Annotated in this window: 23 protein-coding genes, 1 tRNA gene and 1 other annotated feature; of the genes, 13 read left to right on the top strand and 11 right to left on the bottom strand. The window is 63.3% G+C overall.

What is annotated here, in order from left to right:
- The 8 genes from phrB to ACPDZI_RS05025 all read right to left on the bottom strand — a co-directional run bounded on the left by phrB (window position 1) and on the right by ACPDZI_RS05025 (window position 6,765).
- Window positions 1-1,422, bottom strand: a complete 1,422-nt coding sequence (phrB, locus tag ACPDZI_RS05060) for a deoxyribodipyrimidine photo-lyase (protein WP_438834124.1) — start codon at window positions 1,420-1,422, stop codon at window positions 1-3.
- Window positions 1,419-2,306 (bottom strand): MerR family transcriptional regulator, encoded by an 888-nt coding sequence (locus ACPDZI_RS05055; protein WP_438834123.1) that lies wholly within the window; start codon window positions 2,304-2,306, stop codon window positions 1,419-1,421. The genes phrB and ACPDZI_RS05055 overlap by 4 nt, the downstream gene beginning before the upstream one ends.
- Window positions 2,307-2,369: 63 nt before the next feature.
- Complete coding sequence (locus ACPDZI_RS05050; protein ID WP_011705026.1) at window positions 2,370-3,314, bottom strand: YbgA family protein; 945 nt, start codon at window positions 3,312-3,314, stop codon at window positions 2,370-2,372.
- 172 nt (window positions 3,315-3,486) lie between these two features.
- Complete coding sequence (locus ACPDZI_RS05045; RefSeq protein ID WP_011705025.1) at window positions 3,487-4,116, bottom strand: outer membrane beta-barrel protein; 630 nt, start codon at window positions 4,114-4,116, stop codon at window positions 3,487-3,489.
- A gap of 183 nt (window positions 4,117-4,299) precedes the next feature.
- On the bottom strand, window positions 4,300-4,848 hold the full coding sequence (locus tag ACPDZI_RS05040; protein ID WP_438834122.1) for a DUF3157 family protein: 549 nt from the start codon (window positions 4,846-4,848) through the stop codon (window positions 4,300-4,302).
- A 95-nt stretch (window positions 4,849-4,943) separates the two neighbouring features.
- Window positions 4,944-5,816 carry a hypothetical protein gene (locus ACPDZI_RS05035; RefSeq protein WP_438834121.1) on the bottom strand — a complete coding sequence of 291 codons (873 nt, stop codon included), beginning with the start codon at window positions 5,814-5,816 and terminating at the stop codon, window positions 4,944-4,946.
- 45 nt (window positions 5,817-5,861) lie between these two features.
- A complete protein-coding gene (locus ACPDZI_RS05030) occupies window positions 5,862-6,140 on the bottom strand; it encodes a DUF6482 family protein (RefSeq protein WP_016349810.1) in 279 nt (92 codons plus the stop codon).
- Window positions 6,141-6,165: 25 nt separating this feature from the next.
- Window positions 6,166-6,765, bottom strand: a complete 600-nt coding sequence (locus tag ACPDZI_RS05025; RefSeq protein WP_016349809.1) for an HAD family hydrolase — start codon at window positions 6,763-6,765, stop codon at window positions 6,166-6,168.
- 169 nt (window positions 6,766-6,934) lie between these two features.
- Window positions 6,935-7,070, top strand: a sequence feature (Phe leader region).
- A gap of 38 nt (window positions 7,071-7,108) precedes the next feature.
- Between ACPDZI_RS05025 and pheA the strand changes: the two genes are divergently transcribed.
- On the top strand, window positions 7,109-8,281 hold the full coding sequence (pheA, locus tag ACPDZI_RS05020) for a prephenate dehydratase (protein ID WP_011705019.1): 1,173 nt from the start codon (window positions 7,109-7,111) through the stop codon (window positions 8,279-8,281).
- A gap of 98 nt (window positions 8,282-8,379) precedes the next feature.
- Here pheA and ACPDZI_RS05015 read toward each other — a convergent pair whose 3' ends face one another.
- Both ACPDZI_RS05015 and ACPDZI_RS05010 read right to left on the bottom strand, forming a co-directional pair.
- Window positions 8,380-8,811 carry an LPP20 family lipoprotein gene (locus tag ACPDZI_RS05015; protein ID WP_011705018.1) on the bottom strand — a complete coding sequence of 144 codons (432 nt, stop codon included), beginning with the start codon at window positions 8,809-8,811 and terminating at the stop codon, window positions 8,380-8,382.
- Window positions 8,812-8,826: 15 nt separating this feature from the next.
- Entirely contained in the window at window positions 8,827-9,447 is a 621-nt protein-coding gene (locus ACPDZI_RS05010) for a FlgO family outer membrane protein (RefSeq protein WP_016349807.1), read from the bottom strand.
- A gap of 194 nt (window positions 9,448-9,641) precedes the next feature.
- Here ACPDZI_RS05010 and ACPDZI_RS05005 point away from each other — a divergent pair, with 194 nt between their 5' ends.
- Together ACPDZI_RS05005 and ACPDZI_RS05000 are read left to right on the top strand one after the other, a co-directional pair.
- Complete coding sequence (locus ACPDZI_RS05005) at window positions 9,642-10,796, top strand: flagellar assembly protein FlgT (RefSeq protein ID WP_029303764.1); 1,155 nt, start codon at window positions 9,642-9,644, stop codon at window positions 10,794-10,796.
- Between the two features lie 50 nt (window positions 10,797-10,846).
- Window positions 10,847-10,923: transfer RNA gene (locus ACPDZI_RS05000), tRNA-Arg, on the top strand.
- A 125-nt stretch (window positions 10,924-11,048) separates the two neighbouring features.
- Here ACPDZI_RS05000 and ACPDZI_RS04995 read toward each other — a convergent pair.
- Window positions 11,049-11,840 carry a DeoR/GlpR family DNA-binding transcription regulator gene (locus ACPDZI_RS04995; RefSeq protein ID WP_187268094.1) on the bottom strand — a complete coding sequence of 264 codons (792 nt, stop codon included), beginning with the start codon at window positions 11,838-11,840 and terminating at the stop codon, window positions 11,049-11,051.
- A gap of 255 nt (window positions 11,841-12,095) precedes the next feature.
- Here ACPDZI_RS04995 and ltnD point away from each other — a divergent pair, with 255 nt between their 5' ends.
- The 10 genes from ltnD to ACPDZI_RS04945 all read left to right on the top strand — a co-directional run bounded on the left by ltnD (window position 12,096) and on the right by ACPDZI_RS04945 (window position 23,121).
- Window positions 12,096-13,004, top strand: coding sequence for an L-threonate dehydrogenase (gene ltnD / locus ACPDZI_RS04990; protein ID WP_076362299.1), 909 nt, complete (start codon window positions 12,096-12,098; stop codon window positions 13,002-13,004).
- Entirely contained in the window at window positions 13,001-14,251 is a 1,251-nt protein-coding gene (otnK, locus tag ACPDZI_RS04985; RefSeq protein ID WP_429045625.1) for a 3-oxo-tetronate kinase, read from the top strand. The genes ltnD and otnK overlap by 4 nt, the downstream gene beginning before the upstream one ends.
- Complete coding sequence (locus tag ACPDZI_RS04980; protein ID WP_438834120.1) at window positions 14,244-14,876, top strand: aldolase; 633 nt, start codon at window positions 14,244-14,246, stop codon at window positions 14,874-14,876. Before otnK ends, ACPDZI_RS04980 begins: the two co-directional genes overlap by 8 nt.
- Window positions 14,873-15,646 carry a 2-oxo-tetronate isomerase gene (gene otnI / locus ACPDZI_RS04975; protein ID WP_268015514.1) on the top strand — a complete coding sequence of 258 codons (774 nt, stop codon included), beginning with the start codon at window positions 14,873-14,875 and terminating at the stop codon, window positions 15,644-15,646. Before ACPDZI_RS04980 ends, otnI begins: the two co-directional genes overlap by 4 nt.
- A gap of 35 nt (window positions 15,647-15,681) precedes the next feature.
- Window positions 15,682-16,425 carry a D-erythronate dehydrogenase gene (denD, locus tag ACPDZI_RS04970; protein ID WP_438834119.1) on the top strand — a complete coding sequence of 248 codons (744 nt, stop codon included), beginning with the start codon at window positions 15,682-15,684 and terminating at the stop codon, window positions 16,423-16,425.
- Complete coding sequence (locus ACPDZI_RS04965; RefSeq protein ID WP_438834118.1) at window positions 16,419-16,625, top strand: hypothetical protein; 207 nt, start codon at window positions 16,419-16,421, stop codon at window positions 16,623-16,625. Before denD ends, ACPDZI_RS04965 begins: the two co-directional genes overlap by 7 nt.
- Window positions 16,622-18,127 carry a GntP family permease gene (locus ACPDZI_RS04960; protein ID WP_438377933.1) on the top strand — a complete coding sequence of 502 codons (1,506 nt, stop codon included), beginning with the start codon at window positions 16,622-16,624 and terminating at the stop codon, window positions 18,125-18,127. The genes ACPDZI_RS04965 and ACPDZI_RS04960 overlap by 4 nt, the downstream gene beginning before the upstream one ends.
- A gap of 88 nt (window positions 18,128-18,215) precedes the next feature.
- A complete protein-coding gene (locus ACPDZI_RS04955; protein ID WP_130632893.1) occupies window positions 18,216-19,112 on the top strand; it encodes a DMT family transporter in 897 nt (298 codons plus the stop codon).
- Window positions 19,113-19,231: 119 nt separating this feature from the next.
- Window positions 19,232-21,169 carry a methyl-accepting chemotaxis protein gene (locus ACPDZI_RS04950; RefSeq protein ID WP_438834117.1) on the top strand — a complete coding sequence of 646 codons (1,938 nt, stop codon included), beginning with the start codon at window positions 19,232-19,234 and terminating at the stop codon, window positions 21,167-21,169.
- A gap of 506 nt (window positions 21,170-21,675) precedes the next feature.
- A complete protein-coding gene (locus ACPDZI_RS04945) occupies window positions 21,676-23,121 on the top strand; it encodes an OprD family outer membrane porin (RefSeq protein ID WP_011704981.1) in 1,446 nt (481 codons plus the stop codon).
- Window positions 23,122-23,149: the final 28 nt, after the last annotated feature.

The raw sequence follows: 23,149 nt of genomic DNA, 5'->3' as shown, positions 1-23,149 counted from the left end.
CTATTTCTCCAGGGCGCGAAACATCTCGATGGCTCTCACCCGGGCAACGGCGTGGTCCACCATGGGGACCGGATAATCGTGTCGCCCCTTGAGCCGCAACCAGTCGTGGGGTTGATGCAGATAGGCGGCAGGCAGATCAGCCAGCTCAGAGACCCAGATACGAATGAACTCCCCTTGCGGATCAAATCGTTGCCCTTGGGTGGTGGGGTTGAACACCCGGAAATAGGGCGCCGCATCGGCCCCGGTCCCCGCCGCCCATTGCCAGCCACCGTTGTTGGCCGCCAGATCGCCGTCGATCAGTCGGCTCATGAAATAATCCTCCCCGAGCCGCCAATGGATGTGCAGATCCTTGGTGAGAAAGCTCGCCACTATCATTCGCAGCCGGTTGTGCATCCAGCCGGTGGCGTTGAGGCAGCGCATCGCCGCATCGACGATGGGGTAGCCGGTTCGTCCCTCACACCAGGCGGCGAAGGCATCCGGGTCCCAGCTCCACGGCAGGGCAGCCGTCTCCGGCTTGAAGGGCCGATTCATGGAAAGGGTCGGGATCAGCACCAGCAGGTGGCGATAGAACTCGCGCCAGATCAGCTCATTGAGCCAGACAAAGCCGGGCTGAGCCTTCGACTGTGGGCGGTAGCCAAGGCGCTGCTGGAGCGCCGCCACGCACTGGCGCGGGCTGATGATGCCAGCAGCCAGATAGGGGGAGAGCACGGAGGTACCCGCGATGGCAGGGAAATCCCGGGTCTCGCCATAGTCGAGCACCGCCTGCTCCAGAAAGTCATTCAGACAGCGGCTGGCCTCGGCCTCCCCCACCGGCCAACGGGGGTCTGCCGTCAGTTCGCCAAGGGCGGCATCGACGAAGTCCCGCTCTGCCAGCGGCTGCCACGGCAGCGGCTCACTACGAGCAGTGGGCGCGCGATGAATGACGAAACCATCCTCATCGAGCGCTTTGAGCCAGGCGCGGCTGAAGGGCGTGAAAACCTTGAACATCTCGCCAGAGCCGGTCAGCACCCGCCCAGGCGGCAGCACGCAGCAGCCGTTGAGCCAATGACAACCCACCGCCTGCTCCGCCAGCGCGGCGGTGACGGCCTGGTCCCGACGCAGCTCATCGATCTCGATGGCTTGATTGGCGTAGAGCTGGGTTACGCCCAGCTCGCGGCAAAGCTCTGCCAGCGCTGCTGGCACCTCGGCAAAGGTCTCCACTCGCAGCAGATGGAGCGGGATGCCGAGCCCCGCCAACTCGCGGCCCAGCACATCGACCTGGGCCAACATAAAGCGCTGACGGACGGGGGCCAGCTTGTGCTGCTGCCACTGGGTGGGGGAGAGGATAAAGAGCGCGGCCACCGGCTCATCATCGGCGCAGCCATGCCGCAGCGCCGGGTTGTCGGCCAGGCGCAGATCGCTGCGAAACCAGACCAGCTTCATGATTTTTTCCTCCCGCGTCCGCCGGCGCCAGCCGCAGCAGGTGCGTCCACCATCAGCTCGGCAAGGCTCGCCTGCCAGCCGTGAGCTTTAAGCCACTCATCATCGTAGAGGCGTCCCAGCTCACCAAAGAAGCGGGTACCGGCGGGCCAGACGCCAGCCAGCTCCTGCTTGCCAAGGCCGGCTCCCAGCAGTACCAGCCAGGGAGTGACGGCGCGTCCTTCAAGCAGGCTGGCATGGCGCGGCTCCACCGCCCCCAGCAGCTGCACCTCATAACCCTGACCGATCAGCTCGTAAGCAGCCCAGACCAGATCCAGCGGGCCCACCTGTCCCCAGCTCGCCAAGGTGACCGGCATGCCCTTCTCCTGCTCGATCAGGTGGCGGGCAAAGCGGGTATGCAGCCAGCCCAGCCACACCTGTTGCAGCAGCTCGCCATCGGGGCGCTCGCGCCACAGCCCCAGCAAGCGCTCTACCAGCGGCTGCAGCACCCGGCTGCGCACCAGCTCGAACGGGTAGCTCGCCAGCAGGTCGTTCAGCTCGGCCTCGGCCTTGCGCTGGTTGAAAGCGAGCAGCGCCTGACTGAACTGCTCCAGGGTTTGCTGCCAGTGATCGCTCACCGGCTGGGCCTGGGGTTCGCTCAGGAGCCCCTTCACCTGTCCGATGCTCACCCCCCGCTCCAGCCAGCTCAGGATTTCGCCTATCTGGCGAATGTCCTGCTCGCTGTAGAGGCGGTGGCCCTTCTCGGTGCGGGCCGGCTGCACCAGCCCGTAGCGACGCTGCCAGGCGCGCAGGGTTACGGCATTGACCCCGGTGAGACGGGAGACCTCGCGAATGGGGTAGATCCCCTCCTCCGGCGAAGGAGAAGCGGCGTGCGGTAAATCAGACATAACGGCATCCAGCAAAGGTTGAGGGAGAGGCCCCGGCCATCCGCCGGGGCCTGCACATAGTATTCAGAGCCCGTAGCGCAACTTGAGCGTATCGGGATGGGGATTGAGATATACCTGCTCGGCGAGATAGGGGTTGGGGTATTCGCGCAGGTAGTGGCGGATCAGGGTGAGCGGCACCAGCAGCGGAAATACGCCGGTACGGTATTTGTCGATGGTGTCGCACAGTTCCTGCTTCTGGGCCGGAGTCAGCACCCGCTTGAAGTAGCCCTGCAGGTGCATCAGCACATTGGTGTGGCTGCGCCGGTTGGCCCGCAAAGTCAGCGCCGCCATCAACCCCTTGATGTAGCTGTCGGCCACCTGCTGCAGGTCGGCCTTGGCCAGGTTGCCGAGCAGCTTGCCAAGCGCCCGGTAGTGGGTGGTGGCGTGGGAGAGCACCAGATACTTGTAGCGGGAGTGGAAGCGGATCAGCGCAGAGGCGGTGATGCCGCGCGCGCAGAGCTGCTGCCAGTCGTGGTAGGCAAAGACCCGCAACACGAAGTTTTCCCGCAGGATGGGATCGCACAGGCGGCCATCCTCTTCGACCGGCAACAGGGGATTGGCCTCCATCAGCGCCTTGGCAAACAGGCCGACCCCCTCCTTGGCACTCCCCTCGTTGTTAGCGCCATAGATCCGCACCCGCTCCATGCCGCAGCTGGGGGATTTGGCGCAGAGGATGTAGCCGGAGATGAAGTCGAGCTGGCGCGCCTTCTGCTCGCTGAAGGCAATCAGCTTCTCGGTGACGTCGAAGCTGCCGTTGCTCGCCTCGGCGCGGATCTCGCCGTGGCGCTTCACCAGCCGGATGGCGGCGCGGGGCGCCCCGAGGCCAATGGCCATCTCGGGACAGACGGGGTGATAGTCAAAGTGGGCACCGAGATCCCGCTCGCAGAAGCTGGAACGCTTGTGGCCCCCGTCGAACCGTACCTCCTGCCCCAGCAGGCAGGCGCTGATACCAACCTTGATCTTGTACATATCATCACTCCTTGTATAAGTCTGAATCAGTTATAGCAGTTATACAAAAAAATTGAAGTTGTATAACTATTGCGGACTGATACGACACAAGGGTGAAGGGTGGATCAACCGGAAATGAAAAAACCCATGACCGAGGTCATGGGTAAAAATGAAGACACTACAGGAAGGATGATTAGAAGCTGTACTTCACACCCAGGCTGGTGATGGAGCCCTGTTGCAGGTCCCACTTGCGGTAGGTGTAGTCGGCGGTGAGGGCCAGGTTCTGGCTCACCTTGTAGGCGGCGCCCACTTTGAAATCGTGCATGTCGTCGGTCATGTTGGCGTAGCGATAGCCGGTGGAGAGCTCGACCGCGCCGATGTCGTAGCGCAGGCCAGCCTCACCGTACATGCTGCCGCTGTTCTTGCGGGTGATCACATCCCAGCCGCTGTCTTTGACGTTGGCAGCCACCTGACGCTCCATGGTGTAACCCATCAGGCCAGCTTCCCCATACAGGTTCAGACCTGTGCTGAGCGGGGTGTAGACACCCAGACCCAGGCTGGAGATGCCCATGCTGTCGTTGCCATCGTTGCGGGAGGTGTACTCGCTGCCCAGACGACCATAAAAGTTGGAACCGAAGCTCTTGGAGAGGTCCAGGTTCAGACCGCCGAAGTCGCGGTTGTTGCTATCCTTGCCGCCGATGTAATCGGACTTGGTGTGCGCCCAGGTCAGGCCGCCTTTGGCGTAGCTGAAGGCATCCTCAGCCAGAGCGGAAGTTGAAGCGAAACCGGCCAGAACCAGAACTGAAAGTGCAACTTTTTTCATTTTGATGACTCCATCGTTGAGCTAGTTGAGACCTAGCTGGAATGGGGTCATTGTGCAGAGGGTGGGGAGAAATGCCGAGCGGCAAGCTGTTGCCAAACCATGTCAGATGTAAGCAACTGTTGCAGGTGGTTACCGGGTTAACAATCAAGACAGGCTCCACGAAGGAGCCTGTTGCATGACGGATCAGCGGAACTCCACTTCCTCAATCTCGACCCGCACCAGGGGCTTGCCGGTGAGGCCGGCCGGGCGCGGCACCTCCAGCACCATGGAGGGGCGCTGCTGCCCCTTGCGCAGATAGGACTCCGGCAGACGGTTCTCGCCGACCCAGAAGCGGGCCTCCTGCTTGACCAGCTGGGCCCCCTGCTCGCTGAACAGGGTCACGCTGCCGCGTACCCGTACCACGTTGCGGGTGCCGGTGTTGCTCACCATGAATTGCAGTTGCAGAGGATCCGAGCCCTCCACCTTGGCCAGCTTGACGCCGATCCCGTCCTTGACGGCCTGAACCAGCAGCTCGGGGTTGCTCATCGCCTGCTCGGTCAGCACCGGCACGGCCACCGAGCCCTGCACCGCGCTGCCGTCGGCGGCGGGCTTGAGCAGCAGGTATTCCCAGGTAAAGTCATCGTTGAGCTGCACCTGGCGGCCATCCGGCAGGGTCACCTGGGTGAGCGGAGCGGCCTGCGCCAGCAGGGGCGAGAGGCAGAGGGCAACCAGCAGACGGGACAAGGGTTTCATAGGGTGATGACTCGGCGTCGATGGAAAAGGGCGTCAGTATAAAGAGTCCGTCCCGGCTTGCCTATGACCGCACTCACGTTCCTGCCCTTGGTTGCCTAGACCACCAGCTCCTGCCGCTCCTCTTCCGCCGCCATGTCCAGCGTCACCAGATCGAAGGCCGTGCTCTTGAGGGCGGTGAGGATATCCGGCTGCAGATCGAAGGCCTGGGCCCGCAGCCGGGCCGGCACCCGCACCCGGGCCAGGGTGGTGGCCCGATCGGCGAGTGTATGAAAGAACACCTGGGCCTCCTCCAGCCCCATGTCGGCCAGCATCTGCTCCGCCATGTCCACCATCCGCAGATGACGGCGCTTCACCAGCTCGGGGTCGGAGAAACGGTAGCTCAGGCAGCCGTGGGCACTCTTGCCCCAGCGCCCAAGCTGGCGCTTGTTGAAGCCGTAGCGAAAGTCCCTGTGGGTCATGCCCTGCTTGGCAAACAGCCAGAGGGTATTGGCCGGCAGGCTGCCAAAACGGCGCAGATACTCCTGCAACTCCTCCACCGGCGCCGGCAGCAGCATGGGCAGGTGGCTCCAGTCGGTTTCCAGCGCGGTGAGGTGGCAGATGTAGCGCACCGGGTCGATCACCTCGTTGAGGTGGCGCAGGTGATCGCAGAAGATCATCTCGTCGGTCTTGATCACCCGCTGCTCGATGCCGTAACGCTGGCAATAGCGCTTGGCGCGCGCCACCTCTTTGCGGCTGCGGGTCGGGCTGTCCAGGGTGATGGCCCGGATCCGGATACCGCTGGCGCGGCACAGATCCATGCTGTAGCAGGATTCCAGTCGACCGGAGAAAGAGACCACCAGTTCGCCGTAGCCAGCCAGGGTCTCGATAAGTGACTGTTCCCTGGTCTGAAAGGTCTGATCGTATCCCCGATTCAGCACAACGATATTGGCATCCATAACAGCGGCACCGGATGATGAATTGGGCGCCATTGTGCTGCAACAATCCTGAATAAACCCTTAAAGGGCAGGGATAAATCAGAATTTAATGATAATTTCATGCCAATTAGTTTCATTTTCATCCAGCTGAGCATCGTAAATCCGAAGTTTCGCCTGATGAACCTGATGCATGCGCAGGAATCCCTCCGCCTGTTCGAGGGAGGCAAAGGTCAGCCGGCCCCCTCCGCTGTCGGTGAGACACTGCATCTCGCCGTCAACCTCGACACAGAGCTGATACCCACTGCCATCCAGGCAGGCGATCAGCAGCCCCGCATCCGGATAGTGACTGAGCCAATTGCGAAACCGGCCATGCTCCATACCCTCTCCCTCTACATCCTGCCATTCAGGCGGGCAGGTAACCCTGCGCCACCAGCTGCTGGCGACAACTGTATGCATCGGTAAACACCAGGCCGCCGATCCCCAACGCCTGTGCGGCAGTCACGTTGGCCGGGCTGTCATCGATGAACAGGCACTGCTCGGCCTGCAAGTCGAACGACACCAGCAGATAGCGGTAGATATCCGGCTCCGGCTTCATCATCCGTACCCTTGCCGACACCACCTTGCCGCTGAAGAAACGCCAGAAGGGCTGATGCTGCTCCAGCCAGTCGATGCTGGCATGACCCATGTTGGAGAGTGCATAGAGGGTGTGACCCGCCCCATGCAGGCTCTCTATCAGGCTCAGCATAGCGGGATCCGGCACCAGCGAGGCGGGCACCGCCTGCAAAATCGCCAGATTTTCGGCGGCGCTCAGCCCGGTGCGATGCTCGGCCTGACGGGCCATGGTGTGCAGTGAGAGGGTGCCGCGGTCCACCTCCAGCCAATCCGGGTGGTTGAACAGCCGCTCTGCCAGCTGCTCCGCTCCATGATCCCCGCGTACCGAGCGCACGATACCGACCGGATCCCAGCTCACCACCACCCGTCCCAGATCGAAAATAATCGCCATCTTCACCTCCAGCTATCTGCATCATTACGACAGCAAGCGGGTCCGTTTTACCCGGTATTGCCCCCGCAGGCTCACGCCCCTACCCTGCCCCGTTCGCCTCCCCCGGGCAAGTTTTACTTGCATCGCACGGTCAAATCCCTTAATGGTTATGGCGTTACCTCAAGGACACACTCATGCACGCACTATTCTTTTTTGCTTTCTCGTTTATCCGGCCCTCATGAGGGAAGGCCCGTCGTCACGTGAAGCACTCGCGTAAACAGAAAGCAAAGACGAATCGAGCCTCCCCTAGCGGAGGTTTTTTTTTTGCAGCCACCACAATCGATTACTTGGATAGGGAACCATCATGGCAACGCTCGACGAGATCAGACAAGACATCACCCAGTTGGATCAGGAGCTGCTCGCCCTGCTGGCCAAACGCAAGACCCTCAGCATCGAGGTCGCCCGCGCCAAGCAGGCCAACCCACGCCCGATCCGCGACCCCCAGCGTGAGCAGGATCTGCTGGTTGCTCTGATCCAGAAAGGGCGTGTGCTGGGGCTGGACGCCCAATACATCACCCGCATCTATCACACCATCATCGAAGACTCGGTGCTCTCCCAGCAGGCCTATCTGCAGAGCCTGCTCAACCCGGAGCAGCAGGAGCCGATGACCAGCGTCGCCTATCTGGGACCACGCGGTTCCTACTCCAGCCTCGCTGCCCGCAAGTACCTGGCCCGCTACAAGGATCAGGTGATCGAAGTGAACTGCCAGAATTTCCGCGAGGTGCTGGATGCAGTGGAATCGGGCCGGGCAGCCTTCGGGGTGCTGCCCATCGAGAACACCAGCTCGGGCTCCATCAACGAGGTGTACGACGTGATGCAGCACACCAGCCTCTCCATCGTCGGTGAGCTGACCTACCCCATCGAGCACTGCATCCTCACCGCCGTGCCGACCGAGCTGGGCCGCATCAAGACCTTCTATGCCCACCCGCAGGTATTCCAGCAGTGCTCCCATTACCTCAGCAAGCTGGAAGGGGCACGCCACGAGATCTGCGACTCCTCCTCCAGCGCCATGATGAAGGTGAAGGAACTGGCAAGCCCGGAGGCAGCGGCCATCGGCAGCGCCGCTGGCGGCGAGCTGTACGGGCTGGACGTGCTGGCCGAGCAGCTGGCCAACCAGAAGGAGAACTACAGCCGCTTCATCGTGGTGGCGCGCAAGCCCATCGACGTGGCACCACAGATCCCGGCCAAGACCACCCTCATCATGTCCACCTCCCAGAAACCGGGCTCGCTGGTGGAGGCGCTGCTGGTGCTGCGCAGCAACGAGATCAACATGACCAAGCTGGAATCCCGCCCGGTGCAGGGCAACCCGTGGGAGGAGATGTTCTACCTGGATGTCTCCGCCAACCTGCAGACCCCGGCCATGCAGGCCGCGCTGATGGAGCTGACCAAAATCACCCGCTACATCAAGGTGCTGGGTTGCTACCCGAGCGAAGACGTCAAACCGACCGCCGTACCGCCGGTGCTGCTGGGCAACTAGCCAGCACTCTAATCCGCCAGGCGGGGCGGCCGACACCCCAATGAAAAAGGCGACCCACTGGGTCGCCTTTTTGTCGTCCATTCGCCTGAGATACGCCGTCAGAACTGGCCCGCCATCAACTGGTTGATGTTGTAGAGGGCGCGGGTATCGAGCTCCATCTCGGTGGCATAGGTGTTGCCACGGGGATAGGAGGCCACCACTCTGGCGCCGCGCACCATGCCGGCCACCGACACGTCCAGCGAGTTGGAGGTCTGGGTCAAGTCCTTGTAGCTGCTCTGGCCGCGCACCTGCTGGCCGTTGAGCTGTTCCGCCAGCTCCCGATAGGCATCCATCTTGGAGGCGCGGATGGCCTGCAGCATCTTCTCAGACTGGGATGGACCGGGCTGGATGTCGATCACCGCGTAGCCGACCGCCTTGAGCACCGGGAAATCATCCGGCTTGTTATTGCCGCCGCCATAGTTGACCACCCGATTGCCGCCGCTGCACGCCGTCAGCAGCAGGGCCAGCAGGCATCCGAACAGGATTTTCATTGCATCTACTCCTTGTCAGGGCGTCAGATTGACCAGATGGCCGCCGGGACGCGCCTGGCTGTCACGCATCAGGTAACCGCGGTTGATCGAGGCCCGACCAAACGAATTGTTGGCACCGAACAGGTATTTTTGCGGGATCAGGCTCTGGGCCGTGGTCTCCACCATCTTGGTACGCAGGTCGATGATGCGGGCATTGACCAGGATCCCCTGCTTGTTGCGGCTGAAGGTGCCGGTCAGGATGCGGGAGATGGGTAGCCGGGGGGAGAGATCCCGATAGTTGCGGCTCATCACGAAGTCCCCCTGCGGGGTGACCTTGATGCTGCCGGTCAGCTTGAAATCCACCACCACTTCCCCGCGCCGGTTCAGCTCATAGATAAAGCTCTCCTCGATCTGCTGCCCCATCCAGTTGGTGTCCTGCAGGGTATCGAGATCGACGAAAGAGGAGACCGCGATGGGTTCGGTCAGGGTGGAGAGCGACTTGCGCTCCATCAGCTGATCGGTCATGCGCGCCACCAGCCAGTTGAGTTCCATCCCCTGCGCCGCCTGACGAGGATCACCCTGCTCCCGGTTGATGGGGTCGGAGCCGCAGCCGGCCAATGCCAAGGCAAGCGCCAACGCCGTGATGAGTTTGTTCATGGATACCTTTCCTGTATCTGCACCTGACTTGTTATCGGTTCGACCGGCCAAAGCTTGAGCCGGGAATGAGGCATGGATCTTGCTAAATATTCGCGTGTGCTGTGCAACCAGCACGGTTCTGTGATCTGTATCGGCCGGCGACCTCGCTTCGACAGGGGTGAATCGCGCCGACCCGCATATTCAAGGTGCTTGTCATGAAATTACCGCTGCTGTTAACCCTGCTGCTGGCCAGTCTGTCGGCCCGGGCGGAGATCATCGAGGCGCAGGGCAGTGCCGCCATCCTGGGCGGAGACGAGGTCTACGCCCGCGAGCAGGCGACCCGCGATGCCCTGCGGCAGGCTCTGCTGGCCAGCGGCGCCGCCGTCTCCAGCATCCAGCGTTTGGAAAACGGCAGCCTGCGCTCCGAGCAGATCCAGATCCGTTCCGGCGGCGACATTCGCCAGTATCGGCTCAAGCGGGAAGAGGTGCGCAACGGCCGCATGTACATCACGCTGCAGGCCGACATTCAGGCCGAGCGCCAGATCTGCCAGACCCAGCACTACGCCAAGGATTTGACGCTGGTGCGGCTGCGGCTGCGCTACCCCGAGCAGGCGAGCTACGGCGCCCTCGACGACATGCCCGCCAACCTGTCACGCCGCATGTTCGAGGCCCTGGCCAACGCGCCGCAAGGGGTAGCCGTGCGCCAGTGGCTGGACGAAAACCTGCGCATCGACCCGCTCCACCTGCAACAGGGAGATCGCAGCGCCCTCGAGGAGATCAAGGCCCTCAGCCTGCGCACCGACAGCCAGTATCTGGTGCTCGGCAGCATTGACGATCTCTCCCTCGAGCCGCAGGGCAACCAGCTGACCAGCTGGTATGAAGACCCCATCCGCAACTTTCGCATGCAGCTCTATCTGTTCGACGGCATCAACGGCAGCCTGCTCGGCCGCAAGGAGTATCAGGGCCGGGCCAACTGGACCTTTGCCAAGCGGGATCAGGTGGGCAGCAGCAGCGGCCAGTTCTGGCAGTCGAGCTACGGCCAGGAGGTCAACTACCAGTTGCAGGAAGCGGTACAGGATCTGGTGGCACAGCTCAGCTGCGCCCCGGTCACCGCCCGGGTGGTCGGCCAGAACGAGCGCGGCCCCCACATCAATCTGGGCCGCCGCAACGGTGTCCGGCTCGGGGATCAGTTCCGCATCCAGCACGATGCCGATTTCATCGACCCCTACGGCAAGTCACGCATGATGCGCAACCCCGCCGACGGCCTGTTCGAAGTGGTGCAGGTGTTCGAGGATGGCGCCATCATCAGCAGCCAGAACAAATATTCGCCGTTTAACATCCAGATCGGGGATCTGGCAGTATTGGAATAAGAATCAAGGGTTTAAAAGGGAGCGGCTTCTTGTATAATGCCCGCCACAAGGCTCCCGTAGCTCAGTAGGATAGAGCGGTCCCCTCCTAAGGGACAGGCCACTGGTTCGACTCCAGTCGGGAGCGCCATACAAAACAAGGGGTTGGCATCATCATGATGCCAACCCCTTGGTCGTTTCAGGCCAAGGCCGCCATTCGGCCGATTGCGGGCACGTCGGCCGCCCCGCATCCCGCCACAAGCGTACCTGCCCGAACTAACCTGCCAGCCCCGTGGGGCCATCTCCCACAGCGACCAGAGTGAGCCTGACACCATGCTGGGCCAGCACCTCGCGGGCACTTTCGGGCAATTGCCCATCGCTGATGACCTGATCGATCGCTTCCCAGCCAACCACGTTGAAGGTACCCACCTTGCCGTATTTGGAGGAGTCGCAGATAAGTATTCGGGTCGCGGCGGCCTCCACCACGGCACGCTTGACCGGCACCTTCTGCTCGCTGGGGGTGGAGATCCCCAGGGCATCCCAGGAGGAGGCCGACAAAAAGGCCACATCAAGATGCAAATTGCGCAGGAAGTGAGCGGTGGCCTCGCCAGCGCAGGACTGGTTCTCCCGAATGACCTGCCCGCCGGTGTGATAGAGGCGGCAACGGCCGTGCTCAATCAGGTAGGCGCAGACCATGAAGTCGTTGGTCACTATCATCAGATCTTCCCGCTGCGCCAGCTCCCGGGCCAACTCGAGGGAGGTAGTTCCCGCATCCAGATAGACGGAGCTGCCAGGTGCCACCTGGGCTGCAGCACTGTACGCAATGGCGAGCTTGGCCTCCTGCATCAGGCTGCGCTTGGTGGCGTGGGAGGGTTCGCTCTTGATCCGTTCTGAAAGGCTCACCCCCCCTGACACGGAGATGACCCGCCCCTGATCTTCGAGCTTCTGGATATCGCGCCTGATGGTCATGTGGGAGACCTGCAGGCGCTCGGTCAATTCTGTGATGCTGACGGCACCGCGCTCGGCCAGCAGGTGCAGGATCTGTTGCTGTCTCTCTACGGGGATCATGGGCAATCCGTAACGCTAAAACGAGAGTCCATGTTACCCCAGCAGGATGGGAAGTTTTGATAAAAAAGCAAATCAAGGCTCACAATTCACAACAAATCACATAAACACCTCCATTAAAGTCACTCAATCGGCTCCATACCTCCTTAAATAACAAAAATTAACACACTAAAGGTTAATTTTTGTGACACCTGCCTGATATTTCACCACCACAAGCCCCTACTATCGGTTCATTCGTTGTAATCGAGGAACTGACAGATGAGCAGACCCTATCACGTTGCCGTCATCGGCTTGGGCGCCATGGGCATGGGCGCCGCCCGCTCCTGCCTGCGGGCCGGACTCACCACCTATGGCATCGACCTCAGCGAGCAGGCCCGCAGCCAGCTACAGCAGGCCGGTGCCGCCGCCGTCATGGCCGATGCCAGACCTCTGGCTGAGACCCTGGATGCCGTGCTGCTGCTGGTGGTCAACGCCACCCAGGTACGCAAGATCCTGTTTGGCGAGCACGGCCTCGCCACGCACCTCAAACCGGGCACTGCCGTCATGGTCTCTTCCACCATAGCGACAGAGGAGGCGAGCGCCCTGGCCGCCGAGCTGGCCGCGCTGGATCTGCCGATGCTGGATGCCCCCGTCTCCGGCGGCGCCATCAAGGCCGAGGCCGGCGAGATGACGGTGATGGCCGCTGGCGCCAATGCCGCCTTCGACAAGCTGGCCCCTGTGCTCGATGCGGTGGCCGGCAAGGTCTACCGGGTCGGCAGCGAACCGGGCCAGGGCAGCACGGTCAAGATCGTTCACCAGCTGCTGGCCGGCGTGCACATCGCCGTGGCCGCCGAAGCCATGGCGCTGGCGAGCCGGGCCGGCGTGTCCCTGGATCTCATGTATGACGTGGTGACCCATGCCGCCGGCAACTCCTGGATGTTCGAAAACCGCATGGCCCGGGTGCTGGCCGGCGACTACCAGGCCCGCTCGGCGGTCGACATCTTCGTCAAGGATCTCACCCTGGTAGCCGACACGGCGCGAGAGCTGCGCTTCCCGCTGCCGCTGGCGAGCACCGCCCTCAACATGTTCCTCGCCGCCAGCAACGCCGGCCACGGCCAGGAAGATGACAGCGCCGTCATCAAGATCTTCGACGGCATTACCCTGCCAGGCATGGAGGAGGCACAATGAAACTGGGCGTGATTGCAGACGACTTTACCGGGGCTACCGACATCGCCGGCTTTCTGGTGGAAAACGGCCTCGCCACCCTCCAGCTTGCCGGCATCCCGCCGGCGGTGGATCTCAGCGGCATCGATGCCGTGGTGATCAGCCTCAAGAGCCGCTCCTGCCCAGCGGGCGAAGCAGTTCGCGACTCGCTGGCCGCTCTCGACTGGCTCAAGGCACGCGGCTGCCCGCGTATCTACCAGAAGTACTGCTCCACCTTCGACAGCACGGCGGCCGGCAATATCGGCCCGGTCACCGATGCCCTGCTGGCGGCGCTGGAGAGCCGGTTCACCCTGATCTGCCCGGCCCTGCCGGTGAACGGTCGCACCGTCTATCAGGGCAACCTGTTCGTCGGCGCCCAGCCGCTGGCCGAGTCCGGCATGCGCCACCATCCCATCACTCCCATGACCGACAGCAACCTACTGCGATTGATGGAGGGGCAGGGCTCAGGGCGCGCCGGACTGGTGCCCTTCACCACCATAGCGCAGGGCCCCGCAGCCATTGCCGACGCCTTCGAGCAACTGGTGCGTGATGACGTGCGCTACGCCGTGGTCGATACCCTCACCGAGCAGCACCTGCTGGATATCGCTGAGGCCGCCATCGAGATGCCGCTGGTGACCGGCGGCTCCGGGCTCGCCATCGGCCTGGCCCGGTTGCTCGGTAACGGCAATCCCGCGGCCGCCCGCGCCGCGGGAAGACCGCTGGGCACTCGCGCCGTGGTGCTGTCGGGCTCCTGTTCCGAGATGACCAATCGCCAAGTGGCCCGCTATCAGAAGGTGGCGCCAGCACTGGCCCTCGACGTGGCAGCTTGCCTGACGCAAGCCGACTACCCGGCCGAACTGGCACGCTGGGTTCTGGATCAGCCGGCAACCCCCGCCCCCATGATCCACGCCACCACCAGCCCGGACCGGCTGGCCGAGATCCAGGCCCGCCATGGCCGCGACCTTGCGAGCGAGGCGGTGGAGCAGTGCTTTGCTCGCCTCGCCGTACTGCTGCGCGCCGCCGGCATAGACAGTTTCATCATCGCCGGCGGCGAGACCTCGAGCCGCATCACCCAGGCGCTGGGTATTGCCGCCTTCCACATAGGCCCGCAGATCGCCCCCGGCGTACCCTGGGTTCGGGCTACCGATGCCCCACTCTCGCTGGCCCTCAAATCCGGCAACTTTGGTGACGAGACCTTCTTCAGCCGGGCACAGGAGTTTTTCCATGACTGAACAGGCACTACGCGACACCATGGTGATGCTGGGCGCATCCCTTTTCCAGCGAGGCTATGCCACCGGCGGCGCCGGCAATCTCTCTGCCAAACTGCCGGACGGCACCCTGCTTGCGACCCCGACCGGCTCCTGCCTGGGACGGCTCAGCGCCGACAGGCTCTCTCACGTCAACCTGCAGGGGGAACACCTGGGGGGAGATCGCCCCTCCAAGGAGGTGGCCTTCCACCTTGCCATCTACCACAACAATCCGGACTGCCGGGCCGTGGTGCACCTGCACTGCACCCACCTGACCGCCCTCTCCTGTCTGGAAGGGCTGGATCCGGCCAATGTCATCCGCCCCTTCACCCCCTACTACGTGATGCGGGTCGGCCAGTTGCCGCTCATCCCCTACTACAAACCGGGGGATGCCCGCATCGCCGAGGAGCTGGGGCGCCGCGCCCCCGAAGGCAACGCCTTCCTGCTGGCCAACCACGGCCCCGTGGTGACGGGCAAGGATCTGGTGGATGCGGTCAACAACATGGAAGAGCTGGAGGAGACGGCGCGCCTGGCACTGATGCTCAATGGCCACTCCATCCGCTACCTGAACGAACCCGAAGTTGATGAATTGAGGAGGATGAAACCATGAGCAAGTTTGCCGCCAATCTCACCATGCTGTTTACCGAAGTGCCGTTCCTGGAGCGCTTCGCCGCCGCCCGCGACGCAGGCTTCGAGGCGGTGGAGTTCCTCTTCCCCTACGAGTGGCCGGCCGCCGAGCTGGGTCGCCAACTGCAGCTGCACGGTCTCTCCCAGGCGCTGTTCAATATGCCGCCGGGCAACTGGGCGGCAGGGGAGCGCGGCATGGCCGCCATCCCGGGGCGGGAAGCGGAGTTTCGCGGCCACCTGCCAAGCGTGCGGGACTACGCCCTGGCGCTCGGTTGCACCAAGGTGCACGCCATGAGCGGCATAGTCGACCCCGCTCATAGCCTCCCGGCCCACCGCCAGACCCTGATCGACAACATCCGCTTCGCCGCCGACTTTCTTGCCGAAGACGGTATCAAGGTGCTGCTGGAGCCCCTCAACGATCGGGACGTGCCCGGCTATTTCCTGGCTCACCAACTCGACGCCCTGGCCCTGGTGCAGGAGATAGACAGACCCAACGTGGGGGTGCAGCTCGATCTCTATCACGCCCAGATCATGGACGGGGATCTCACCCGTCTCATCGGCAAGCTGGGCCCGGCCATCGGCCACGTCCAGATCGCCTCGGTACCGGATCGCCACGAGCCGGACGAGGGGGAAATCGCCTATCCGCATCTGTTCAAGGTGCTGGCGCAAGCGGGCTACCACGACTGGATCGGCTGTGAATACAACCCCAGAGGCAACACCCGGCAAGGCCTGACCTGGCTGGCACAACAATAACGACCCTACACACGAACGAGTCTGAGGATAGCAAGATGCAGATCATCATCACCGGCGGCGGCGGCTTTTTAGGACAGAAGCTGGCCCGTGCCCTGTTGCACAGTTCCTTACCTTTCAGCGAGCTGCTGCTGGTGGACATTCAGGCGCCACCAGCCCTGGCCGACCCACGGGTGCGCTGCCTGCAGGCGGATCTGACCGCCCCCGGAGTGGCCGAGTCCCTCATCAGCGAACGCACCGCCGTCGTCTATCACCTTGCCGCCATCGTCAGCAGCCACGCGGAGCAAGATTTCGATCTGGGCTGGCAGGTCAATCTGGACACCACCCGCAGCCTGCTGGAGGCGTGCCGTCACGCCCGCCCGGGCATCCGCTTCGTGTTCACCAGTTCGCTGGCGGTCTATGGCGGCCCGCTGCCGGAGCTGGTGAATGACGGCACAGCCCTCACTCCGACCTCCTCCTACGGCGCCCAGAAGGCGATGGGGGAGCTATTGGTCAACGACTACAGCCGCAAGGGCTACGTTGACGGCCTGGCGCTGCGCCTGCCCACCATCTGCGTGCGGCCGGGCAAACCAAACCGCGCCGCCTCCTCCTTTGTCAGCAGCATCATCCGCGAGCCGCTGCAGGGAGAGATAACTGTATGTCCGGTGAGCCCGGAGCTGCGTCTCTGGCTCTCCAGCCCCGCCACCGTGGTTGCCAACTTCCTGCTGGCCGCCACCTTGCCAAGGGGGATAACCGCAGCATCAACCTGCCCGGCATCAGCGTCACCGTCGGCGAGATGCTGACGGCGCTGACTCAGGCAGGCGGCCAAGCGGCGCGGGATCGGGTGCAGTTTGCCGCCGATCCGGCCATCGAGCGCATCGTGGCGAGCTGGCCGGGGCGCATCGACAACCAGCGCGCCAGCGCCCTCGGTTTCATGGCAGACAGGACGTTTGCCGACATCATCGACAGCTTCATCACCCATGACATGCAGGAGGCATCATGAGCGACATCCCAACCCCCATCATCGGTCTCATCATCGCGGTCTTCGTGCTGGTGTTTCTGGTCATCCGCACCCGGGTGCACGCCCTGATCGCCATGTTGGCGGCGGCCTGTATCGCCGGGATCACCGGCGGCATGAGCATCGACAAGACCCTCACCGTCATCACTCAGGGCTTTGGCTCCACCCTCGGCAGCATCGGCATCGTCATCGGCCTCGGGGTCATGATGGGTCGCCTGCTGGAGGTGTCGGGTGCCGCCGAGCAGATCGCCTACAGCTTCATCAAGTGGCTCGGCAAACGCCGCGAGGAGTGGGCGCTGGCCATCACCGGCTACATCGTCAGCATCCCCATCTTCGTGGATTCCGCCTTCGTCATCCTCTATCCAGTGGCCAAGGCGCTGGCGAAAAGCGGCAAGCGATCCCTGCTCACCCTGGGGGTGGCGCTGGCGGGCGGCCTGGTGGTGACCCACCATACCGTGCCGCCGACCCCGGGCCCGCTCGGTGTGGCCGGTCTGTTTGGAGTGGACATCGGCGCCATGCTGCTGACCGGCATGGCCCTGGCCATCCCCTGCGTGCTCGGCATCGTCTTCTATGCCCAGTGGCTCGACAAGAAGTACCCCGAGTTCGGCGCCCAGGCGGCACAGACCCCGGATGAGCTGCAGGTCACCTATGAGCAGTACCTCAAGGAGAAGGAGGGCAAGACCCTGCCGAGCCTGAGCCTGTCGCTGCTGCCGATCCTGGTGCCCATCGTGCTCATCTTCCTCAAGGCCATCTTCACCACCCTCGCCACCCTGGAGGGGATGGACGGCCTGATGGAGAACCCGCTGGTGCAGGGCATCAACTTCATCGGCGCCCCCATCATCGCGCTCGCCATCAGCGTGCTGCTGGCGGTCTACACCCTGGTGCCGCACATGGACAGGCACGCCACCGCCGCTCGCCTGGAAGAGGGGCTGCAGTCGGCCGGCATCATATTGCTGGTGACCGGTGCCGGCGGCGCGCTGGGGGCCGTGCTGCGCGACAGTGGCGCAGGCCAGCAGCTGGCCGAGCAGATCGCCCTGCTGCCCATTTCCCCCATTCTGATCCCCTTCATCGTGGCGACCCTGGTGCGCCTCATCCAGGGATCCGGCACCGTGGCCATGGTGACGGCGGCCTCCATCTCGGCCCCCATCCTGGCGCAGATCCCCGGGGTCAACATGTTGCTGGCCGCCCAGGCCGCCACCATGGGGTCGCTCTTCTTCGGCTACTTCAACGACAGCCTGTTCTGGGTGGTCAACCGGATGATGGGGATCTCGGACGTGAAGCAGCAGATGATCGTCTGGTCCATCCCGACCACCATCGCCTGGGCCATCGGCGGCACCGGCGTCGCCCTGCTGAACCTGATGTTCGGCTCCGGCGGCACCTGGTTCGACCCCGTGCTGCCGTTGCTGGTGCTAGCCCTCATCGTCTGGTACGTCAAGGGGCAGTCCCTGGCCCCGGCGGCAGAGGCCGTTCCGAGCCGGGAGTCATAACCCGCGCCGTCACGGCAACGCTGTGTGACGAGGGCCAGTCTGCTAGACTGGCCCTCTTTTTGTTCATTCATCTGCAAAGGAGTGTTGGATGTCTGCTGCTTCGTGGTGGGACAAGTCCACCGGGCTGGCGCTGCTGACCATAGTGCTGTGGGCCTCGCTGGCGGCGCTCACCTCCCGGGTTACCAGCGTGTCGCCGCTGGTACTGGTGGGGCTGGTGCTGTTCTTCTGCGGGGCGGGTGCCCTGCCATTCTGGCGTCAGTGGCGAGCTCGTCCGGTCAACTGGCTGGTGACCATCAGCGCCCTGCTGCTCTATCACCTGCTGCTGTTCATGAGTTTTCGCCATGCCCCCGTGCTGGAGGCGAACCTCATCAACTACCTGTGGCCACTGTGCATCATATTGTTCACCCCATTGCTGCTGCCGGGTCACCCGCTGCACGGTCGTCACCTGCTGGCCGGCGCCCTGGGCCTGGCCGGCTCAGTGCTGGTGATGGTGAACGGCGAGCTGCAGCTGCAACAGGCCTATCTGCCGGGCTATCTGCTGGCGCTGGGGGCCGCCATCGTCTGGGGCGCCTACTCGGTGCTGTCGCGCCGGCTGCCGCCGGCCCCGGCGGTGATGACGGCGGCGGCCTGTCTGCCCGCCGGGTTGCTGGCACTGCTGCTGGCCTGGCTGCTGGAGGGACCGCTGCCGGTGGCCCGCATCCCGACCGGTGACTGGGGCCTCATCATCGGGCTGGCACTCGGCCCCATGGGGGCGGCTTTCGTCACCTGGTATCTGGCGCTGCGAGACGGGGATCCGCGCCGGATCGGCGCGCTGGCCTATCTGACGCCGCTGCTGAGCACGCTGCTGCTGGTGCTGCTCAATGGTGAGCAGCTGACCCCCCGTCACCTGGTGGCCGGCGCCCTCATCATGGGTGGCGCCCTGCTCGGCATGCTGGGCAAGCCCCCTGCCCGCCAGCAGCAGGAAGCCCCCGCCCCACTGCAATAATCCAGTCCCCCTCGACAGTCAGCCCAGGCCGCCGGGCTGACTGTCATAAAAGCGCCATCTCTGCTGCTTAAGCTCACGCCGACGCCCATCGCCGTGGTTCAACAAGCAGGAATGCTGCCGTGAAAATTGCCCATTACGCCTCCCTATCTTCTCTCGCTCTGCTGCTGGTCGCCGCCGTGCAGGTCGGTGCCCTCTGGCACGGCTGGCAACAGCTCAACCAGGCCGAGCAGGCCCAATACCAGCACGAACGGCTGCAGCAGCGGCTCACCGGCACCCTGCAGGGCACCCTGCGCGACTACCTCGCCAGCGGCGATCCCCTGCGGCTGACCGAGGCCGAAGCGGTGCGCAAGCAGGCGCTTGCCCAGCTCGCCCAGCAGGATGTGGCGCTCACGGCCCCGCTGCGCAGCCTGCTCGAACAGATGGGTGCGCGCATCGACAGCGACTATCTGGCGGCCGGCAAGCTCTCCGGCAACAGCCAGTGGCTGCTGCAAAATGCCGAGAACGAGCTGACCGATCAGGCAAGGGCGCTGCTGCGTTACGGCCAGCAAGGGGCGATGGGGAGCGACCCGGCCAGCGCCGAGCGCTATCGCCAGCTGGCCGGCGACCTGCTGGCAGCCCTGCCGGGGCTCGCTCACCTGCGCCAGAACTACATGGAGCAGGCCAGCCCCAAGCTGCTGGAAGGGTTGCAGTTTGAGCTGGCGGCCCTGCAAAAACAGGCCGAGCAGCTGGCGGCCCTGCCGAGTTTGGATCTTTTCGAGGCGCCTCCCGCCGATGAGTTCACCCTGGGGGAGCCGGAGCGCAAGGAGCTCGGGGATCTGCCCAAGGCCGAACTGCTCTCGCTGCTCAAGCGCTACCCGCAGGAGCTGGAGAACAGCCGCAAGGCGCTGCAACAGCAGCAGGCGGGCCGTCTCGCGGTGCAGCAAGACATAGGCCAGATGCTGCAGGCCACAGGCCAGATGGGCAGCGAACTGGCCGCCGCCCGCCAGGCGGTCAATCAGCGGCTGGCCGCCATCCTCGGCAGTCTGGCGCTCTGTCTGGTGCTGGTCGCCCTGCTGTTTGCACTGGTGCAGCGCCGCTGGCTGGTAAGGCCATTGCTGCGCCTGCGCGCGGCCTTTCTGCAGCTCGACGAGACCGGGCAGGCCGAGACCCTGCCAGAGGGGCGCGAGCGCAACGAGCTGGCCGACATCGTCGCCAGCTACAACCGCCTCATCCTGCGGCTGCAGCAGGATCAGCAGCAGAAAGAGGGTCAGCTGTCGGCGGTATCGCAAAGCCTGCAGGGGATGGTCAACCAGGTGCAGGAGATCCATCACAGCACCCGCACCACGGAGCAGGCGGTAGACGAAAGCGATCTGATGATGAGCGAGCTGAACCAGCTGGCCGGCGAGGTGCATCAGGTGGCCGCCGAGATAGCGCAGCACGCCCAGCACAACGAGCACTCCATGAGCCAGAGCGAGCAGCTGGTGGGCGGCATGTTGCAGGCCACCGCCCAGACCGGGCTCGCCATCGACGAGAGTGGCGGCGCCCTGGCCCAGCTCAAGCGCTCGGTGGAAGATGTGACCGCCATCGTCGACGTGATCGGCCACATCTCCCAGCAGACCAACCTGCTGGCGCTCAACGCGGCCATCGAGGCGGCACGGGCCGGCGAACAGGGGCGCGGCTTTGCGGTGGTGGCCGACGAGGTGCGCCACCTCTCTGCCGATACCCAGCGCTCCCTCGGCCAGATCACCGAGATCCTGACCAGACTCACCCAGGCGGGGGAGCAGCTCGGCACCGTACTGGCGCGCATCACCGCAGAAGCCTCCGCCCAGCGCCAGCAGGCGGAGCAGCTGCGCCAGACCACCCAGGCGGTGCGGGAGATGGCGCGCAGCACGGCGGTCATCGCCCTGCAGGGGGCCGACAACGCCAAGAGCCAGGAGCACAAGCTGGCCAGTTTTGCCGATCTCATCGGCCGCATCAGCCAGCACGCCCGCCAGGGCAGCCGCCTTTCGGTGCAAGTGTCGGAGCACATCCACCACCAGGCCAGCCAGATCCCGCGCATCCTCGGTCACCAGGCCTGAGCCGCGCCGGTTTAGCCGGCGCCCCCTACCCGGCCCCTGCCATCGCGCAGGGGTTTATCTTTTTTGTGGCACAAAATTATCTGTTATCCGCGGGTTAACGAAGAAAGATCCCTCTGCAGCGTGCGATCCGTCCGGATCGGCCGGAAATTTCATCTGAAAACGTTGTCATCACCGATATCAGCGGGCTGGGAGTGTCCACAGCAAGCGTCATGATTATTTGCACTCGGTCATATTTTTGAAACTTGGTGGGAACTTTCCATTGATATTTCGCACCGCGAACGTACTCTTGGATTGTCCGATAGCCAAGGATCGGAACACAAAAAAACAAACTATGTGATGAACAGAACTGCACCACCGCAGATGTGCCAAGACGTCGCGGCCGCAGCCGACATACTCGAACTTTTTGCCCTTCGGGGTCTTGATTGCAATGCCAATACCGAGCGGCGGGCGCTTGCCTGACTGCCGGACAAAAAAAGCTAAGTCCATAAAATCAGGAGCAATACAAAATGGAAAAAGTGATCTTCAAACGTGCCGCATTGAGCGCAGCCATCGTCGCTGCCATGCTCGCCCCCGGTATGGTGTTGGCTGCCGACGAAGCCGGCCCCACCTATGCAGCCGCCGCCAGCAAGTTCTATGAAGAAGGCAAACTCAACGGTGGTCTCTTCTACTTCCAGCGTGACCGTCAGCGTATCGACGGCGACCCCACCGCCAAGAACAAAGAAGGCAAGTACCAATCCAACCTGAGCCACGCCACCACCCAGGCCTCCCTGAACTTCAACTCCGGCTACGCCTGGGACGTGGTGGGTATCGATGTAGGCGGTTTCGGTGCCTATGACTTGGCCGTGACCGAGAACCACCCGGTCAACCAGGAGAACGAATTCTCCTTCGCCGGCAACAAATGGGGCGAAAACTACAAGGACGGTTCCCCGGAAGGCGGCTTCAGCCTGGCCAACGCCTCGCTGAAATTCAAGGCGCTGGACGGTGCCCTCACCGCCAAGGGTGGTCTGACTCAGCTCTACGTACCGGGCGTGATCGGCGTGAACTGGTCCTATCAGCCGGGTACCTATCGTGGTGGCCAGATCGAGGGTAACTTCGGTGGCCTCTACCTGACCTACGCCATCGCCGACGAGTACAAATCTCCCTGGTACAAAGAGACCCAGAAGTTCTCCCGCGCCAAGGCATGGATGGACCCGTTCGCCGATGAAAACGTCATCGACTACATCCAGGGTGTCGCCGCCCGTTACACCTTCGAGAACGGCACCGCCATCACAGGTTCCTACGGTAACTCCGAAAACTACATGGACAGCTACCACTTCAAGCTGGCCCATAAATTCGACGTGCTGAACGGTCTCTCCACCAGCTACCAGTTCTACGGTTCCGACACCAAGACCTATCAGAAGGGTGGTGCCGACATCGAGACTTACGATGGCCTGGCATGGCAGCAAGCGCTGACCGCCGCTTGGGGCATGGGCCCGTACGGCTTCCGTCTGGAAGGTCTGTGGACCAAGGCCGAGGGTAACGAAGGCAACTACCTGCCCCGTCTGACCCGTGGCTACGGCAACTCCCAGGGCGCGAACGAAATCTGGTGGGACTCCCGCTCCGACTGGAACGCCAACAACGAGAAAGCGCTGTACTTCGGCGTGACCCGTTCCCTGGATGACCTGGTGGGTGCACCTGGCTGGTCCGTCGGTGTCTCCGGTGCCTACGGCTGGGATATCCAGAAAGGCGACGGCACCAAGGCCACCAATGGTGAAGATACCGAATGGGCAGCTAACTTCGACGTCATGTACACAGTGCAGGATGGCAAGCTGAAGGGCACCCTGTTCAAGCTGCACTACACCGATTACAACAACGACATCAGCCAGAGCGGCGGTTGGACCGAATACCCCAACATCTTCGCCTCCGAGAAAGACGTCAAGTTCCACATCATCATGCCGTTCACCATCCTGTAAGCAGGTGGTTGAACTTAGCAAACCGGGC

Origin of the sequence: Aeromonas oralensis (genome assembly GCF_049665575.1) — a bacterium.
In the GTDB taxonomy this organism is placed as follows: domain Bacteria; phylum Pseudomonadota; class Gammaproteobacteria; order Enterobacterales; family Aeromonadaceae; genus Aeromonas; species Aeromonas hydrophila.
This window is presented reverse-complemented; position numbering and strand designations above follow the sequence as displayed.